This window comes from Streptococcus troglodytae (assembly GCF_002355215.1).
Classification (GTDB): domain Bacteria; phylum Bacillota; class Bacilli; order Lactobacillales; family Streptococcaceae; genus Streptococcus; species Streptococcus troglodytae.
In genome coordinates this window covers 1949170-1965881 of the sequence record NZ_AP014612.1, presented here as the reverse complement: position 1 = coordinate 1965881, position 16712 = coordinate 1949170, and the positions used below count along the sequence as shown (strand labels likewise).

At 33.0% G+C, this 16712-nt stretch carries 18 protein-coding genes and 2 pseudogenes; all 20 read left to right on the top strand.

Annotation, left to right across the window (positions count from 1 at the left end):
- Nucleotides 1–128 precede the first annotated feature (128 nt).
- The 20 genes and pseudogenes from treP (at nt 129) to SRT_RS10935 (ending at nt 16707) form a co-directional block, all read left to right on the top strand.
- Nucleotides 129–2096: a PTS system trehalose-specific EIIBC component gene (gene treP / locus SRT_RS09625; RefSeq protein ID WP_128833907.1), complete on the top strand. Its 1968-nt coding sequence runs from the start codon at nt 129–131 to the stop codon at nt 2094–2096.
- Nucleotides 2097–2121: 25 nt separating this feature from the next.
- Nucleotides 2122–3750 (top strand): alpha,alpha-phosphotrehalase, encoded by a 1629-nt coding sequence (treC, locus tag SRT_RS09620; protein ID WP_128833906.1) that lies wholly within the window; start codon nt 2122–2124, stop codon nt 3748–3750.
- Nucleotides 3751–4011: 261 nt separating this feature from the next.
- Nucleotides 4012–4890 (top strand): annotated as a pseudogene (locus tag SRT_RS09615) (XRE/MutR family transcriptional regulator).
- A gap of 382 nt (nt 4891–5272) precedes the next feature.
- Entirely contained in the window at nt 5273–6487 is a 1215-nt protein-coding gene (locus SRT_RS09610; protein WP_308417634.1) for an ABC transporter transmembrane domain-containing protein, read from the top strand.
- Nucleotides 6484–7436: pseudogene (locus SRT_RS09605) on the top strand (DDE-type integrase/transposase/recombinase). The gene SRT_RS09610 and the pseudogene SRT_RS09605 overlap by 4 nt, the downstream one beginning before the upstream one ends.
- Nucleotides 7437–7485: 49 nt before the next feature.
- Complete coding sequence (locus tag SRT_RS09600; protein ID WP_223213955.1) at nt 7486–7917, top strand: ATP-binding cassette domain-containing protein; 432 nt, start codon at nt 7486–7488, stop codon at nt 7915–7917.
- A gap of 94 nt (nt 7918–8011) precedes the next feature.
- Nucleotides 8012–8671, top strand: a complete 660-nt coding sequence (locus tag SRT_RS09595) for an ABC transporter ATP-binding protein (RefSeq protein ID WP_223213954.1) — start codon at nt 8012–8014, stop codon at nt 8669–8671.
- A 14-nt stretch (nt 8672–8685) separates the two neighbouring features.
- A complete protein-coding gene (locus tag SRT_RS09590) occupies nt 8686–8898 on the top strand; it encodes a hypothetical protein (protein WP_128833902.1) in 213 nt (70 codons plus the stop codon).
- The gene (locus SRT_RS09585) at nt 8895–10025 is read left to right on the top strand and encodes an FtsX-like permease family protein (RefSeq protein WP_145977439.1); all 1131 of its coding nucleotides are present in this window, start codon (nt 8895–8897) and stop codon (nt 10023–10025) included. Before SRT_RS09590 ends, SRT_RS09585 begins: the two co-directional genes overlap by 4 nt.
- Before the next feature lie 330 nt (nt 10026–10355).
- Nucleotides 10356–10487 (top strand): hypothetical protein, encoded by a 132-nt coding sequence (locus SRT_RS11180; RefSeq protein WP_256376015.1) that lies wholly within the window; start codon nt 10356–10358, stop codon nt 10485–10487.
- Between the two features lie 17 nt (nt 10488–10504).
- On the top strand, nt 10505–11467 hold the full coding sequence (locus SRT_RS09575; protein ID WP_223213953.1) for an FtsX-like permease family protein: 963 nt from the start codon (nt 10505–10507) through the stop codon (nt 11465–11467).
- Between the two features lie 20 nt (nt 11468–11487).
- Nucleotides 11488–11865, top strand: a complete 378-nt coding sequence (locus tag SRT_RS10950) for a hypothetical protein (protein ID WP_223213952.1) — start codon at nt 11488–11490, stop codon at nt 11863–11865.
- Between the two features lie 371 nt (nt 11866–12236).
- The gene (locus tag SRT_RS10375; protein ID WP_128833900.1) at nt 12237–12455 is read left to right on the top strand and encodes a hypothetical protein; all 219 of its coding nucleotides are present in this window, start codon (nt 12237–12239) and stop codon (nt 12453–12455) included.
- Between the two features lie 213 nt (nt 12456–12668).
- A complete protein-coding gene (locus SRT_RS09565) occupies nt 12669–12878 on the top strand; it encodes a hypothetical protein (RefSeq protein WP_223213951.1) in 210 nt (69 codons plus the stop codon).
- A gap of 333 nt (nt 12879–13211) precedes the next feature.
- Complete coding sequence (locus SRT_RS09560) at nt 13212–13895, top strand: ATP-binding cassette domain-containing protein (RefSeq protein WP_128833899.1); 684 nt, start codon at nt 13212–13214, stop codon at nt 13893–13895.
- A 347-nt stretch (nt 13896–14242) separates the two neighbouring features.
- Nucleotides 14243–14614: a hypothetical protein gene (locus tag SRT_RS10945; protein WP_223213950.1), complete on the top strand. Its 372-nt coding sequence runs from the start codon at nt 14243–14245 to the stop codon at nt 14612–14614.
- Nucleotides 14604–15470: a DUF6895 family protein gene (locus tag SRT_RS09550; protein WP_128833898.1), complete on the top strand. Its 867-nt coding sequence runs from the start codon at nt 14604–14606 to the stop codon at nt 15468–15470. Before SRT_RS10945 ends, SRT_RS09550 begins: the two co-directional genes overlap by 11 nt.
- Nucleotides 15471–15477: 7 nt before the next feature.
- Nucleotides 15478–16047, top strand: a complete 570-nt coding sequence (locus tag SRT_RS09545) for a hypothetical protein (protein WP_223213949.1) — start codon at nt 15478–15480, stop codon at nt 16045–16047.
- Nucleotides 16034–16297 carry a hypothetical protein gene (locus SRT_RS10940; RefSeq protein WP_223213948.1) on the top strand — a complete coding sequence of 88 codons (264 nt, stop codon included), beginning with the start codon at nt 16034–16036 and terminating at the stop codon, nt 16295–16297. Before SRT_RS09545 ends, SRT_RS10940 begins: the two co-directional genes overlap by 14 nt.
- Nucleotides 16294–16707, top strand: coding sequence for a hypothetical protein (locus SRT_RS10935; RefSeq protein ID WP_223213947.1), 414 nt, complete (start codon nt 16294–16296; stop codon nt 16705–16707). The genes SRT_RS10940 and SRT_RS10935 overlap by 4 nt, the downstream gene beginning before the upstream one ends.
- Nucleotides 16708–16712 lie beyond the last annotated feature (5 nt).

Genomic DNA, 16712 nt, shown 5'->3' with positions numbered 1-16712 from the left:
TTATTTTAACAAAAATTGCGCTTTTTTCCTATGAACAACTTGCCAACAAATTTGTAATCGTTTACAATAAAAAGTAAACATACTTGTTATCATATTAAAGGAGGACTAGGTTAACCTAGGAAAAGTTTATGGGAAAATTTGAAAAAGACGCCAAGGTATTACTAGATGCCATTGGTGGCAAAGAAAATGTTTCTGCTGTCACACATTGTGCAACACGTATGCGCTTTGTTTTAAATGATGAAAGTAAAGCCGATGTTAAGACAATTGAAGCTATTCCGGCTGTAAAGGGAACTTTTACTAATGCGGGGCAATTCCAAATTATTATTGGAAATGATGTTCCTTTGTTTTACAATGATTTTACAGCTGTTTCAGGTATTGAAGGGGTTTCTAAGGAAACCGCCAAGTCGGCTGCTAAAAGCCATCAGAATCCTATTCAGCGCGTGATGACTCTGTTAGCAGAAATTTTCACCCCTATTATCCCAGCTATCATTGTTGGGGGGCTGATTCTTGGATTTCGTAATGTCATCGATCAGGTTCAATGGGGATTTCTAGACGGACAAACAATCGCACAGCATTCACAATTTTGGAGTGGTATCAGTTCATTTCTATGGCTGCCGGGCGAAGCCATCTTCCAATTTTTACCTGTAGGTATTGTTTGGTCTGTCAGCCGTAAGATGGGAACGAGTCAAATTTTAGGTATTGTACTTGGAATTTGTTTGGTTTCACCGCAGCTGCTGAATGCCTACAATGTAGCTAGTACTCCCGCAGCTGAAATCGCTAAAAAATGGGTTTGGGATTTTGGTTTCTTTACGGTGAGACGTATTGGTTATCAAGGGCAAGTTATCCCAGCTTTGCTGGCTGGACTTTCCCTTTCGTATCTTGAGATCTTTTGGCGCAAGAAAATTCCAGAAGTGGTTTCTATGATTTTTGTGCCCTTTTTATCTCTTATCCCAGCATTGATTTTAGCTCATACTGTTTTGGGGCCAATCGGTTGGACTATTGGACAATGGATTTCAACAATCGTATATGCAGGCTTAACCGGTCCTGTTAAATGGCTTTTTGGAGCGATCTTTGGAGCTCTCTATGCGCCATTTGTTATTACTGGTCTACATCATATGACTAATGCTATTGATACACAATTAGTAGCAGATACAGGAGGCACAGGACTATGGCCAATGATTGCTCTTTCTAATATTGCCCAAGGCTCAGCGGTATTTGCTTATTATCTGATGAACCGTCATGAAGAACGTGAAGCACAAGTCTCACTTCCAGCCACTATCTCAGCTTATCTTGGTGTGACAGAACCAGCACTTTTTGGGGTGAATATCAAATATGTTTATCCTCTTGTAGCTGGAATGATTGGCTCTTCTATTGCTGGCTTCCTTTCAGTTACCTTTAATGTAACGGCTAACGCTATTGGTATTGGCGGTCTTCCGGGAATTTTATCTATCAAAGTTAAATACATGCTTCCATTTTTCATCATTATGTTAGTGGCTATCGCAGTTCCTATGATTTTAACGGTTTTCTTCCGTAGGATTAACTTTCTTACTAAATCTGAAGATGAAGCTCACCAAGAAGAAACAGAAAACACAGAGGCATCAGCATTACAAGCTACTAATGAGCCTGCTGTCGGAACAATTTTTGAGATTAAAAGTCCTTTAAAGGGGCAAGCTAAACCTTTATCTGAAGCAGTTGATCCCGTTTTTGCTCAGGGTGTCATGGGACAAGGTGCTTTGATTGAACCAAGCGAAGGCCTCTTAACCTCTCCTGTTGATGGGGTCGTCTCTGTGCTTTTCCCGACAAAACATGCTATTGGTCTTGTAACAGATCAAGGACTCGAATTATTAATCCATATTGGTATGGATACAGTCAACCTTGAAGGGAAAGGCTTTGAAACGCAGGTCAAACAGGGAGATAAGGTTAAGGTTGGAGATCAATTGATTCGTTTTGACATTGAAGCTATCCATCAGGCAGGCTATACAACAGAAACACCGGTTATTGTCACCAATCAGAATGATTATCAACCTGATGTCGTTGGAAGTCTTCCTCGTGAAATTGAACGCGGTGAGGCTCTCCTAACAGCAAGCAAAATATAGAATTATTTATTATAAGGAGAAGACTATGACCTTAGACAAAAGAAAGGTTGTCTATCAAATTTATCCCAAATCGTATAAAGATACAAGTGGAAATGGGGTCGGGGATCTTCAGGGAATTATTGAAAAATTACCTTATTTAGAAGAATTGGGAATTGATGTTATCTGGCTCAATCCATTCTATCCCAGTCCCCAGCGTGACAATGGCTACGATGTTTCTGATTATACTGCTGTGAATCCTTTATTTGGGAGTATGGCAGATTTTGAAGAATTAGTACGTAAAGGAAAAGAGCATGGCGTTGAGATCATGCTGGACATGGTACTCAATCACTGTTCCACCGAACATGAATGGTTTCAAAAAGCTTTGGCTGGCGATCCCTATTATCAGGATTTCTTTATTTTAAGAGATAAGCCTACTGATTGGCTTTCTAAATTCGGGGGCAATGCTTGGGCACCTTTTGGAGAGACAGGGAAGTATTACCTGCATCTGTATGATGTCACGCAGGCTGATTTAAACTGGCGCAATCCTCACGTTCGTGAAGAACTGTTTAAGGTGGTCAATTTCTGGCGTAGCAAAGGGGTCAAGGGCTTTCGCTTTGATGTCATCAATGTGATTGGTAAGGATGAGATTCTCAAAGATAATCCCGATTTTGATGGCAAGCCTGAGTATACAGACCGTCCCATTAATCATGATTATTTAAAAATGCTCAATAAAGCCAGCTTTGGTCAGGATGAAAATGGTATGACTGTTGGCGAGATGAGTTTTACAGATATTCCTAACTGCATACAATACAGCAATCCTAACAATCATGAGTTGGATATGGTCTTTAATTTTCATCATTTGAAAGTGGATTATCAAGATGGTCAAAAATGGACGCGCAAAACGTTTGATTTTGAAGAGCTGAAACATCTCTTTCATACTTGGGGTGAAGGGATGAGTCAAGGTAATGGCTGGTCTGCTCTCTTTTGGAATAATCACGATCAGCCACGAGCGCTTAATCGCTTTGTTGATATTAAGCAGTTTCGCAATGAAGGAGCGACCATGCTTGCAGCTTCTATTCATTTATCTCGTGGCACACCCTATATTTATATGGGGGAAGAAATTGGCATGATTGATCCAGACTATGATTCTATGGCTGATTATGTTGATGTGGAAAGCCTGAATGCCTATCAAGAATTAATGGATAAAGGCAAATCTTCTGAGGAAGCCTTTCACATTATTCAAGCCAAATCGCGTGATAATGCACGTACCCCCATGCAATGGGATGCTAGTAAGAATGCAGGTTTTTCAACTGGCAGGCCGTGGCTGAAGGTTGGAAAGAGCTATCCGCAAATCAATGTGGCTAATGAAAAACAAGGTAAGATCTTTCCTTTTTATCAAAAATTGATTCGTTTGCGAAAAGAAATGCCGCTAATTGCTCAAGGCAGTTATCAGGCAGCTTTAACAGACAGCGATAAAATCTATGCCTTTGAACGAGAGTACGAAGGCCAAAAGCTGCTGGTTCTCAATAATTTCTTTGCTGAAACAGTTGAACTAGACTTGCCTTCCCTTTATCAAGCAGGGACTGTTCTCATTAGTAATTACGAGAAAGTCGACCTGACAGATAAAATTCTTTTAAAACCCTATCAGACAGTAGCTATATTGGCCAAGACTTGATAAATTAAAATCTACTATTATAAGAAGGAAGCGAAATGGATTCTGACAGCTTTATTTCGCTTCCTTTTCGATTTGATTAAAAAAAGATTAAGCACTAGGAAACGATAGTTTGAATAAAATTTTTTGATAGAATAAAAGAAGGTTCTACTCAAAAGAGACTGACGAAAGGATAAAAACTGTTCACAAGCTTGGTCAAATGAGACGATTGAAAGAAACTATTGATTTTATAAATAAGTGATTTAATGAAAGGGGGGGCAATTTATGAGAATGAATCGTTCTATGGAACTAGGAGAACTCTACCGAGAGTTGCGAATCGCTAGGGGGCTTAAACTAAAAGATGTGGCAAATGATAATTTATCAGTTTCGCAGTTATCTCGATTTGAAAATGGGCAGACCATGTTAGCTGCTGATAAATTGCTCTTAGCTATTGAAGGAATCCATATGACTTTTTCAGAGTTTAGCCATGCCTTAAACAATTATAAAGACAATGATTTTTTAAATTAGGAAATAAGATCGTAGAACTTCAGTCAAAACGAGATATTAAAGGCTTAAAGAAGATTTTAGACGCTTATGGGGATTATGAAAGTTCTGATACTTATAACCGTTTGAATAGATTGATTATCAATGTAGCTATCCATACTTTAGATCCTGATTATACCATATCAGATGAAGATAAAGACTTTCTCACAGCTTATCTTTACAGTATTGAAGAATGGACCGAGTATGAACTCAATCTTTTTGGAAATACTATGATTATCTTATCAGTTGATGATTTAATTTTTTTTAGGTAAAGCCTTTATAGAACGAAATAAATTATATATTTCTATTCCCGCTAATAAGAAAAATGCACAAATTGCTCTTTTAAATTTAATCATGATTCTGATTGAAAGAAGAGAATTTTACCATGCAATTTATTTTATAAAACATTTAGAAAAACTCTTGATTTATCAAGATATGTTTATCATTGTTTCTTTAAATTTCTTAAAACAAATAATTGCTTATCTGCAAGGAGAAATAACTGAGAAGTCTAAATTGGAACGTTACATTGAAATGGTTGAAGAGTTGGGAAATCCAACAACGGCCATGTTTCTCCGAACAAATTTAGAACAACTTTTATTGGAGTCTAATTCTAAAAATTGAATTTACTTCACTAATCAATAAGTTAATAGATGGTTTGATGACTTCTATAAGTCCTACAGCCAGTTAATGCTTAAAGTTATGAGATGAACTAAAATCGTATAAAATATAAAGAACCATTCAGAAAAATTCTAATGGTTCTTTTTTGGAGTTATTGTATGAAAAAGTGTTTCTTATTACCCATTATATGAGTGAGCATAAGAAAAATGGAAATATAAGAACAAATAGAATGATTCTTTTAACCATAATTATCTCCTCCTTTAAGTCTTATTATAATAGATAAATAGACAATATTTCTTTTTTGTAAATATGAAATTTTTTGTCAATATTTTTCTATATTTGCAAATTCTAAAAAATGATAGTATTTAATGATAAAATGTAAAATATTTTACAAACTATTTTATCAAGCTTTTTTCATATTATTTTATTTGGTAGTACCAGCTTGTTTTGTTGGATCTTAATATACATAGCAATGTATTTATTTGAAGTTACACAAGCTTCAATTGTAAAAACCATTAATATAAAGTTAAAGTCAGAATATTTTAATTCAGAGTACCTAAGTTCATATGAAGTAAAAGATTATTCTAAAATAATCTCTGTAATTTCTAATGATTTGAAATTAATCGAAACTAATTATTTAGATCAAATTTTTGCAATATTATCTAGAGTGTTATTATTTGTAGTATCTTTATGTTATATGCTGTATTTAAATTTCTTTATATCGTTAATATTTGTATGTTTTTCGATATTACCTATTATTGTTCCTAAAATTATGCAAAGTAAATTAAAAGAAACAGCCAATGTTTTTTCTGAAAAAAATGCTGATTATTCTAAAGTTATTAAAGAAGTATTTAATGGTTTTTATACTTTAAGATCTTATTCTGTTATTAAAGAGATTATTACACTATCTAATAAGAAACTTAATAATTTAGAAGCCTCAGCATTTAAATTAAAACAATCATCATGGACTACTCAATTAATCTCTGCAATTATTTCTGGATTTTGTTTCATTGTACCTTTTGTTGTTGGATGTTACTTTGTGATATATCAGCATAATTTATCTTTTAGCGCTTTGATAGGAATTTTTTTAGCTAATGATGCAATTATTGGACCTATTCAAGAAATTGCTGCAGCTTTAGGTATAATGAATACTACTACGGATTTAAGAAAAAAATATTTAAAATACTTAAAACAATCTGATGAACAATCAAAAGTTACTGACCGTTATCCCTCTACTTTTTCTACTAATACAGTAGAGGAAATAAATATAAATAAAGTACAGTATAAACTTGGAAATGGAAATAATTTAACTCTAAATATGTCTTTGCGTACCCCTTTTCGTGTATTATTAATAGGACCGTCTGGCAGTGGTAAAACGACAATAGTTAATCTAATTAATGGAATCTTGTCTCCATATAAGGGGAATATTATTTTTAAAAGTAAAGATAAATTGCTTTGTAAAAATAAAGTTAACATATCTACTATAGATCAGAGTCCTTATTGTAGCCTTACAATAGATGTGAGACCTAGCTCCCAAAAAAGAAGAAACCTTGATATGATAAGAGTACCACCCACTCATCAAAAAGGAATCTTCTCATGACTAGTATACCACAACCCCTTCGTTATTTGCCACACACCCTTGATACTCGCTACCATGCTGTCAAAACCTATCGTGGTGGCGCTTCTGTTGCTTTCATCTGCCGACGCTATAAGGTCTCTAAAGCTTCCCTTATGAGGTGGAACAAACGATTTGACGGAACCAAAGCCTCTCTTCAAGACAAATCTCACAGACCTCTGACACCCCATCCCAAGGCTCATACAGAACAAGAAATAGCCTGGATAAAAAACTGTATTCGAAGAAACCCCCATGCCACTCTCATTGAAATCTTCTACAAGCTCAAATTAAATAAGGGCTATGACAGGCATCCCTGCTCACTCTTTCGGGTCTTGAGAAAACTAGACTTCTTCAAACCTGCTAAAACAAAACCAAACCCTATATTCCAAAGCCTTACGATACACCAACAAAACTCGGTATCAAGTGGCAGATGGCTGTCAAATACGTGCCAAAAGACTGCTATACTGGGGCAATGCCTGATAAATTCTACCAATACACCATCATTGACGAGGCCAGTCGAGAACGCTTCATCTTCCCTTTCAAGGAACAATCTTCTCATTCCACCATCCAATTTGTCAAAATGGCCATCCGACACTTTGGCTACAAGCCGAAAATCATACAAACGGACAATGGCTTCGAGTTTACCCATTTCAAGGAAAATAAACACGTTCACCCTCTGGATTTTCTCTGTCGTGAACTAAGCATTGAACACAAACTCATCCGACCTAGAACTCCCAGACACAACGGTAAGGTTGAACGAAGCCACAGAAACGACAATAGACGATTCTACCAGCACTTACAATTTTATTCTTATGACGACCTCATCAAACAGATGAAACGCTACCTCTACACTTCAAACAGACTACCCATGCAGACTCTGGGCTGGAAATCTCCTATCGACATGCGAAAAATCCTATCAGGAGCTAGCTCCTGATAGGCTAGCAAAAAGCTAGTCAGGTTTTATCTTTTTTGGTCTCACATCATTGACAAATGTTCAATCTACTGTAGATCAGAGTCCTTATATATTTGACACGACAGTTCGAAATAATATTACATTATTTCAAAATGATAATTTTGATGAAAGTATTTTAATAGATATTTTGAAAAAAGTAAATTTATATGATGAATTCCTTTCAAACGGATTGCTAGAATATCAATGTGGGGATAATGGATGTAATCTATCAGGTGGTCAAAAGCAAAAGATAGCTTTAGCACGAGCGTTAATTAGAAAATATAAGATATACTTATTAGATGAAATATCGGCTAATTTGGATCACAAAAACTCACAGCAATTACATAATTTGTTGTTTAATCTAAATATTTCTTTTATTGAAATATCTCATCATTTTGATATGAAAGATAGTAGATATACAGCAGTTTATAGGTTAAACAGGACTGGTAACTTAGAAAAATAAAATAATGAACGGAGTAAATGATGACAAATCAAACAGCTATAACCGCAACCAATCTCTCTAAAAGTTTTCATTTAGAAAAAATAAAATTTTATCTGTGTTAAAAGATGTTTCTCTAATAGCTAATTATGGGGAATTTATCTCTATTCTCGGTATCAGCGGCTCAGGTAAATCCACACTTTTAAAATGTTTGTCTAGTTTGTCAGAACCAACTAACGGAAAAGTCTCTATTAATGGTTTTGATCCTTATTGTTTGAGTGACACCAAGTTAGCTCAACTTAGGCGACAGGACATTGCTTTTGTTTTTCAATCCTATAATTTAGTTCCTGCTTTACCAGTTATTGAGAATATTGCTTTACCGTTACGGTTATCCCATAAAAAAGTAGATAAGCAAAAGATTTCAAATTTATTGAGACAAATGAGATTTAAAGCTGATATCAATGACTTTGTTAGTACTTTATCGGGTGGAGAACAACAGAAAGTGGCTATTGCTCGAGCTATTTTATCAGACAGTCAGATTATTTTTGCAGATGAACCGACTGGTGCTTTAGATAGCGTATCAAGGCAAGTGATTTTTAACATGCTAAAAGATTTAGCTAAGCAAGGTAAGTGTGTTCTTATGGTGACACATGACATTGAATTAGCTGTTCATACGGATAGAGCTCTGGTTTTAAAGGATGGTCAGATTTATCAAGAGCTGCCTCATCCTTCATCTGTAGCTCTCTATCAAGCACTTGAAGTAGAAACGGACAGTTAATAGGGAGATGAAAAATGTTACAGCTTATTTGGTACCAATTTAATTACAGTAAAAAACAATGGTTAGGAACGATTCCAGTCTTTTTTATGTCTAGTTTGTTGACTGGTGCTTGTTTAACTGTTGCATTTAGTGTGAAGACTAATGCTCATGTTTTTAGTAAAGTGGGTATGCCTACTCCTTTATTTACATTTCCAGTATTTTTTGGAGGACTAACACTACTTTTTTGACTTCTAGTTTGATTCAGTTATTATTTGCTCTCTTTAAAGAAGATTATCAACTTTGGACTGTTCTTGGAGCTAGTCGTTTGCAATTATCGTTTCTTATCGGATGTCAGTTATCTGTTATTGCTTTTCTCGCTAGTCTCGTCGGAAGTACTTTATCAGTCTTCTTTGCTCGAAGTTATTATATCCTTGTGCAAGGTTTGGCTGGGAAAACAATGCTTCCTACTATTCCTATATCTTTTAGTTTTATAGCTTTCAGCCTATCTATCTTTATTATTTCTGTTATTGCTTTTCTTGGGGGTTTTTATTATGCTTATAAACTTTTAAAACGAACAGCAATTTTTGATGAAACAGTTTCCTTTAAAAAACGGTTATTCTTAAGGTTGTTTAAATTCTCTTGCTTGGTTTTCTTATTATCTCAGTGGATAATATTAATTAAGTCTTATATTTCTCCAGTTTCTTCCATGTCAAAGAGTGATATTATAGATGTCCAATCAGATATTGCATTTGAACTTCTTATTCTTCATGTTATTATTCTTCAGTTAGTATCTCCTCAGTTACAAATTATTATTACTAAGATATTATTCAAATTGAACTCCAGTTACGGCTTTATAATGGCTAAATGGCATATTTTGCAGGAGCGCTTTTATTTAAAATCTTTAACGACTTCTATCATAACTGGTGTCACTCTTATTTCTGGTTTTTTACTGTATTCTTTTAATGTATTATATGCTGATAGAACAGATAAATTAAATAAGATACATGAAACAAATGCTTTATTATTATTTTTAGTTGCTCCCATTTTAATTATTTTAGCTAATGTTATATCAATCACTATTTTATCTTCTAATCAAGAGAAAGGAATTATCCAGCAATGGAAAATTCAGGGGATATCAGAAAAACAAAAATCTATTATTCGTCTGTGTGAAGCCTTCATTTATACTTTCCTAGTGATTATTATCTCATTAGGATTTAATCTCATTATCTTTTTTTTAACTATTAATTCTGCTAAACTTATGGGATATATTGTTACAGATTATAATGATATTTATTTGCCATTACTCATTGTTTCAGTGATTCTATTTATGTTTATATTTATCACAAAAACACTCACTGATCTTAGAGTAAGATAGATAATAGATGTTTAGATTTTTGAATTTTATAAATAAGATTAATGATAAAAGTTCTATACGTAAAGATATCAGTTTTAAATTTCAATTGATTTATAGTGATGCTTTATATGAGTTATTTGCTATCTTTCATTATAAGTCACATGGAACTTGTTGCTTAATCAAAAAAGTACAGTAATTATTGGATTTTATCCACTAGAAATATTATAGAACTATTTATCAGACAGTCAGATTATTTTTGCAGAGGAGCTGCCTGATGCTTTAGATAGTTTATCTCGCCAAGTTATTTTTGATTTATTACGGCAATTAGCCAATCAGGGAAAGTGTATCTTAATGGTGACCCACGATATCGAATTGGCTAGTCAGACCGATCGCTCTCTGATTTTAAAGGATGGCGTCATTCATCAAGAACTCTTAAAGCCCACAGCACAATCCTTATATCAAGCTCTTGAAGCAGAAACATAAAATAAAGGGGACTGATTATGCTAAGACTCATTTACTATCAATTCAACTACAGTAAGAAGCAGTGGTTAGGGACTCTGCCAATTTTATTGGTTTCTAGTCTGATTATTGGAACTTCAGTGAGTGGGATTTTCAATATCATGAATAATACTGAGATTTTTAAACATTTAGCAGATCCGACACCGCTTTTTGAAATGATCATTTTCTTTGGTGGGCTGACATTATTTTTACTCATTTCAGGTTTAATACATTTTTTAATTTCAATTTTTAAGGAAGATTATCAACTTTGGACTGTTTTAGGTGCCAATCGTTCGCAGCTTTCGTTATTGATTGGCGGGCAATTATTTTTAGTGGCCTTTATCTGCAGTGTCGTAACAACTATTCTCTCGACTTATTTAGCTGGCGGATATTATTCCTTCATACAGTCTTTTGTCGGCGAAAAGAACCTTCCTAATATTCCTTTTTCTTTTGATTGGCGGGCATCCTTGCTTAGTCTACTCATAGTGCCCTTGATTGCTGGGACCAGTGGATACTACTATTCGAGAAAAATTTTAAAAATTGGAGATTTTAGTCCTAAAAAAACGAGAGTCAAAAGAATTAGCCTTCATTTAATAACTAAGGGGAGTTTTGCTCTTCTTGTTCTGGGGCTGTGGCTAAATTGTATCTATCTTTTATATTCAGCCTCCTTCACTAGCTCTTTCAATGTTAGATTTGATAGGCTCAGTTCAATTTTTTTAATGCTTTTGCTACATTTGCTCATTATTTATTTGCTGACTCCCTATCTTCAAATTTTTCAACTAAAATTCTTATCTAAAGTTTTAGCGAAATCTAATTACGCAATGATTCTAGCCAAATGGACTATTTTGTACAAACCCTCCTACTTAAAATCCTTGCAGAGTTCAGTAGCCATGGGGATTACTTTAATTTCTGGTTTTTATTGCTATCTCAGAACATATCTGCTAGGTTCCAAACGGATAGTGTAACAGAGACTAAGGTTAGCTTTTTGGCTTTTCTTGCAGCTCCTATAGTAGTTATACTGGCTAATGTTGTTTCTGTCACTATTTTATCTTCCAATCAAGATTCAAAAGATGTTAGACAGTTAAGTATTTTAGGGGTATCAAAGCAAAATCATCTCTGGATTCTACTAGCTTATAGCTTGATTCACTCTCTTATTGTTTTCCTCACTTCGCTTTTGTTTAATCTCGTTATACTTGTTATGGTTATGTTTGGCGTCCATTTATTTAACTATCCGATGGTAGACTATACCCCTGTTTTTACCATTGATTTACTGGTATCAGTTTTACTATTTGTTTTTATATTTGTAACTAAATTCATCAGTATACTGTATGCAAATGGTCTTGATATAACAAAAAATGAGTAATATTTAGCTTGTCTAATATCATTTCAAGATTCCACAGAAAAATCTCATAATTCAGAAATCAAAAATATAGAAATAGATAAAAGTATTTCTAAAATTACCAAATTAAAAGATTTTGTCCATTCAAACATTAATAAATGAGTATTTCCATTTTTTAAGAATCAGTTTTTAGAGGTGTCTATAAGTATCTCAATAGACTAACGCAGTTTATATCAAGTTGAGCTGTTTAAGAAATAAAAATTATTTTGAGGTCATGCACGGCCTTCCTCTCAATAATATAAAATAGGTGATGGAAAACAATTGAGCGGAAAAAATCAGGCAGACCAGAAATACTTTAAGTTTTAACCTATGATTCATTAAGGAAGAAATATTTTATGAACATCACACATTACAAATTACGTAAAGTCAAAAAACGATGGATGCCTGTTGTGGTTGGCGCTTTATCAAGTCTGTCGCTGTTGACACTGGGAGATTCTGGTGTCAGCGCAGATACCTCTGTTTCGCTTACTGATCGTACAGCAGTTGTTAGTATAAATCAAGAGCAAGTGTCTCCAAATCAAGAACATGATAGTTCAGCTGAAGTAGCTGTTTAGGCAGAAGGACCAGCGCCATCTGCAGATTCTTCATCCGAAGAAGCCACTGTTGTTGAAGATTAATTATAGGTATTCCCATATTTGCGAATTTCTAAATAAATATTTTCATATTCGCGAATTTCTAAAAATGATAGTATTTAATGATAAAATGAAAACGTAAAATATTAAGGTAATATTTTACGTTTTGTGCTATATAGATTTTGATTGTTATTGATGAAAGAAGGTATTGTTATGTTGAAAAATATTAAAGAAAATAAAAATATCGTTATTCCAATCGCACCACATAATGATTCTGCACAAATACAAGCATCAGGAGTCCTTGCTTGGAGCTTTTGGGCAGTTGTAGGTAATGGCTATAAAAATACCTCTACTCTTAAAAATATGGTAACAAGCTTCAGTTTAATTGAAGCTCCTAATGCTTAAAACTTAAGTTTATTAGTCTATTATTTATATACATTTATTATTATACTTAATTCGGAATCTATATAGCATTTTATTTAGATACAATAGTCACTTTATCAATTTATTTTCTATACTCAATATAAATAAAAATAGACTAGGTGACAATTAGCAGACAGTATTAGGATATAATAAGATGAAGTCAATAATGTCTCGTTTTGATGTTTGAAGACTATTAGGTGATAGACCTTAAAGGTTTTCATATAGAAGATTGAATAATAATCTGTTGCTAAAATCCATAATTTTAAGGTTTATTTTTTGACTAAAGAGATTATAGATTTTAGGAGGAGTTTGGTTATGTTATTTATTAATGATTTATCTTTTGCTTATACACGCTCTAAAATTTTAAAGTCTATTTCTTTGACGATTGACAATAAGGATCAAATAATTGCTTTGTTGGGGCCAAATGGGGCAGGGAAGACTACTTTACTTAATGTCATAGCTAATTATTATCAAAAACATACTGGACATATCACAAGAGAGGATTATAAAGTTTTTATGCTGCCGGATATGGCTTATATTCCCCAAGATATGACGGTTAACAGTTGTTTGAGAGATTTTCAAGAACTCTATCAATATTTTAACAGAGAAAGAGCTGAGCAAATGCTTAATTATTTGAATTTGGATTTCAGCAAGAAAATTTCTGATTATTCGAAAGGAATGAAAGAGCAACTACATCTCGTTTTTGCTTTGGCTCAAGATGTTGATTATTATCTGTTGGATGAACCTTTGGCGGCTGTGGATCCTTTGACGCGAGATATTCTTATAGACCTTATCAAAAGATATCGACGGCCTAAAAGTGTTGTAATCATCAGTACTCATCTTGTTCAGGATATGGAAGATCTTTTTGATGAAATTGTCATGATTAATAATGGTCAGGTAATTTTATACAAGACGACTGAGGAGTTAACAAGAGAATACTCAGGTATGGATTTGGATAGTATCTATAAGGAGGTCAATCGTCATGTTAACGCTCGTTAAGCGCATTTTTAAAGATAATATAGGTATTTTTGTATATGTTTATCTCATTCAGATTGTTTTACGTATACTTAAATCAATAGTTGATGATGCGGTCATCTTAAAGACTGTCTATGGCCTTTGGATTATGATCGTAGCAACACTTCTCGTTTTTATTCAACTTATAATTTATATAGACTTGTTTATACTCGGCAAAACTTTTTCTATTACACGCTGAAATATAGTCTTAGTCAAGTGTTATTAGTAGCTGCCAGTGTTCAATTAGTTTTTAATTTTATTTTTACCTGACATACTGTGAGGCTAATCTAACAGAGGTAGGCGGGAAATTTCTTTCTTTAGCTTCTTATTTTATGTTGGTAACATTGCTGTTATATGTCACAAGAGCTTTTAAATATAAAAAAGTTGGCAGAAATGTTTTCTTACTGTCTTTAGTCTTTCTCTTAGGCTCTTATGCAACCTTTTACTATAATATCATCAAGGATAGAGTAGGTGACAGAGCTTTTGGTATCGGCTTTACGACGGATTCTGTGAAAGACGGTATTGATCATGTCTACATGAATATTATTCCTACCTATCTAGTCAATATTAAAGAGCAAGATCTTAACTTTTTAATGACATCAACGAATGTGATTAATATTTTTATTATTATTATGGGATTATTAATGTATATCGCCATTAGAAAAATAAAATTAATTGGTAAGTGTGAAAAGTATGGAAACTAGTATTGTGAAAGCAGTTGATTATTTGAGAAGGAATATAGACTATTTCCTTGTTGAAGAACACTTGAAATATAATAGTGAAAGTGAAATGAAATCTTTTATTGAATTAGCTTTCTTATATAATTTCTGGACCGACTCAATGAAAGAAAGATATAATCTTTATTTTATAAGAGATTATATCTTATCTAAAATTGAGACAAACGACTTTGAAGAGGAGTCTTATAAGAATATCATTACTTTTAGTGGCATAGCTACGATGGAAGAGTTTTTATTATCTGAAGGAGTCAGTAAATATAATCATTTTTTAAAAGAAATGGTTAATGAAAAAAAATTAGATGTACTAACCGAAAGAACCCCCTTTAGGGTTATGGATGTTAAATATTCTTTAAATAAAGCTAATATTAAAGATAATCTTCCATCTTATGAAAAATTATTCAAAAAAACAGTATTAGGTAAAGGTTTGCCTTTTTATTATATGACTCCCACTACACTGTACAGCATTACTCATACTTTGTTTTATATCACTGACATGGGACGTAGTTATTGCCTTGAGTATCCTATCAATAATATAGCTTTTATTCTTAGAGTTTTAATGGGAGAACGTATTATAGAGAAAGATTTAGATATTCTTGGAGAACTGGTCTTGGATAATATTTTTTTAGACATTAGAGAAACTTCAAATGTAACATTAGTAGATTATGCTATCCACAAACTGATAGACAATCAAATGGAGAATGGCCTATTTCCGGCTCCACAACCTCTGAAAACTAGGAATGGCTACAAGGAGTTTAGATATCATTATCATACAACTTTAGTGTGTTTAGGAGCTTTATTATGTTATCAAGAATGGAAAAAATAGGAAAAAGTTGAATAGAATTCCGCTTGATATTGAATTTTATATTAACTTTTGTGAGATACTTATTATTTTTAATGATTTAAAGTATTTTTATCAAGAAGATTTGGAGAATACTCTCGTTAATAAGTTATTAACTAATATTTCATACTCCTTACTTCAAAGGATTTCTATAGATGGACTATTAAAGTTTTATCCTGTATATGTTAAAGAGCATATTCATTTCTTTATCTATACGAGTGGAAAAAAATTTAATCTAAATCCAAGAATTCTATATGACTATTTCAATAGCGATATTATTCAAAAAAATGAGTGGGAAGAACACAATTTTGGTTATCTGGTTAATCAGATTAATTTTATGAGGGGGATTTCTTCGTATGAATTAGATACCACTCAAGTAAATATGTTTAAAAATCATGATAAGACGATTGATAACTTATCTAGTGTGAAATTTATTAGTCTATCTTTAAAGGAATATCTATCAGAAATAAGAATACAGATTAACCAGTTAAAAAATGAAAATTCGACTTTTTCTGAAATTAAGGTTTTGTTGTTAGAGGAGGCCAAAAGTGTATCATACTAAGTTAATTAATTGGTTACAAACCGTTGAAAACATCAATGCGAGATTGCTGTTGTTATTTATGGGGGATTTAAGTGGTTTAACTAATGATGAGTTAAAATATATTGATATGGTTTTCCCTGAGATATTAGTTGAATTAGATGATAAAGATACAATCGTTAAACAGTTTAAAGTTGAATTGGTGAAAGAATTGAATGAAATTGATACCACAAAATCAACTGATTTCATCTTTACTTATTTAAAGAAAAATTGAAAGGGTTAGTACTTAGTAATAGAGCGGAATTTAAAATAGATTATTCACTTCTTAATCACCAATTAAAAATGGATGATTTATATTGGTTATTTTATTTAAGTTGTTGTAGTCAGCAAAGCAATGAAGATAAAAGTTGTTTTTGTAATGTTTTAGCATCATATGCTGTCTTTTTTGCTAGGCAGTATCAGTTACGAGAATTTGCTCTATGTATCATAATAGCAACAAATTATCCAGAATTCTTTCCAAAAATGTTTTATAGAGATAGCTGGAATTTTTTAATCAGCAATCAAACTCAAGAGGGAAGTTTTGGCTACAGTGATCCTTTTGTTTCTGAAGTTAAAACAGATAAAGAAAAACTTCTAGATAGTTTTTATTGTTATTATGCTTTGTCAGAGTTAGAAAAGTTGTAGGGAGT

Coding starts and splice junctions, on each gene's coding strand:
- treP (WP_128833907.1), top strand. CDS start 129: ATGGGAAAATTTGAAAAAGACGCCAAGGTATTACTAGATGCCATTGGT.
- SRT_RS09560 (WP_128833899.1), top strand. CDS start 13,212: ATGTTATTTATTAATGATTTATCTTTTGCTTATACACGCTCTAAAATT.
- SRT_RS10375 (WP_128833900.1), top strand. CDS start 12,237: ATGAACATCACACATTACAAATTACGTAAAGTCAAAAAACGATGGATG.
- SRT_RS09550 (WP_128833898.1), top strand. CDS start 14,604: ATGGAAACTAGTATTGTGAAAGCAGTTGATTATTTGAGAAGGAATATA.
- SRT_RS09565 (WP_223213951.1), top strand. CDS start 12,669: ATGAAAGAAGGTATTGTTATGTTGAAAAATATTAAAGAAAATAAAAAT.
- SRT_RS09590 (WP_128833902.1), top strand. CDS start 8,686: ATGTTACAGCTTATTTGGTACCAATTTAATTACAGTAAAAAACAATGG.
- SRT_RS11180 (WP_256376015.1), top strand. CDS start 10,356: ATGGTGACCCACGATATCGAATTGGCTAGTCAGACCGATCGCTCTCTG.
- treC (WP_128833906.1), top strand. CDS start 2,122: ATGACCTTAGACAAAAGAAAGGTTGTCTATCAAATTTATCCCAAATCG.
- SRT_RS09575 (WP_223213953.1), top strand. CDS start 10,505: ATGCTAAGACTCATTTACTATCAATTCAACTACAGTAAGAAGCAGTGG.
- SRT_RS10945 (WP_223213950.1), top strand. CDS start 14,243: ATGTTGGTAACATTGCTGTTATATGTCACAAGAGCTTTTAAATATAAA.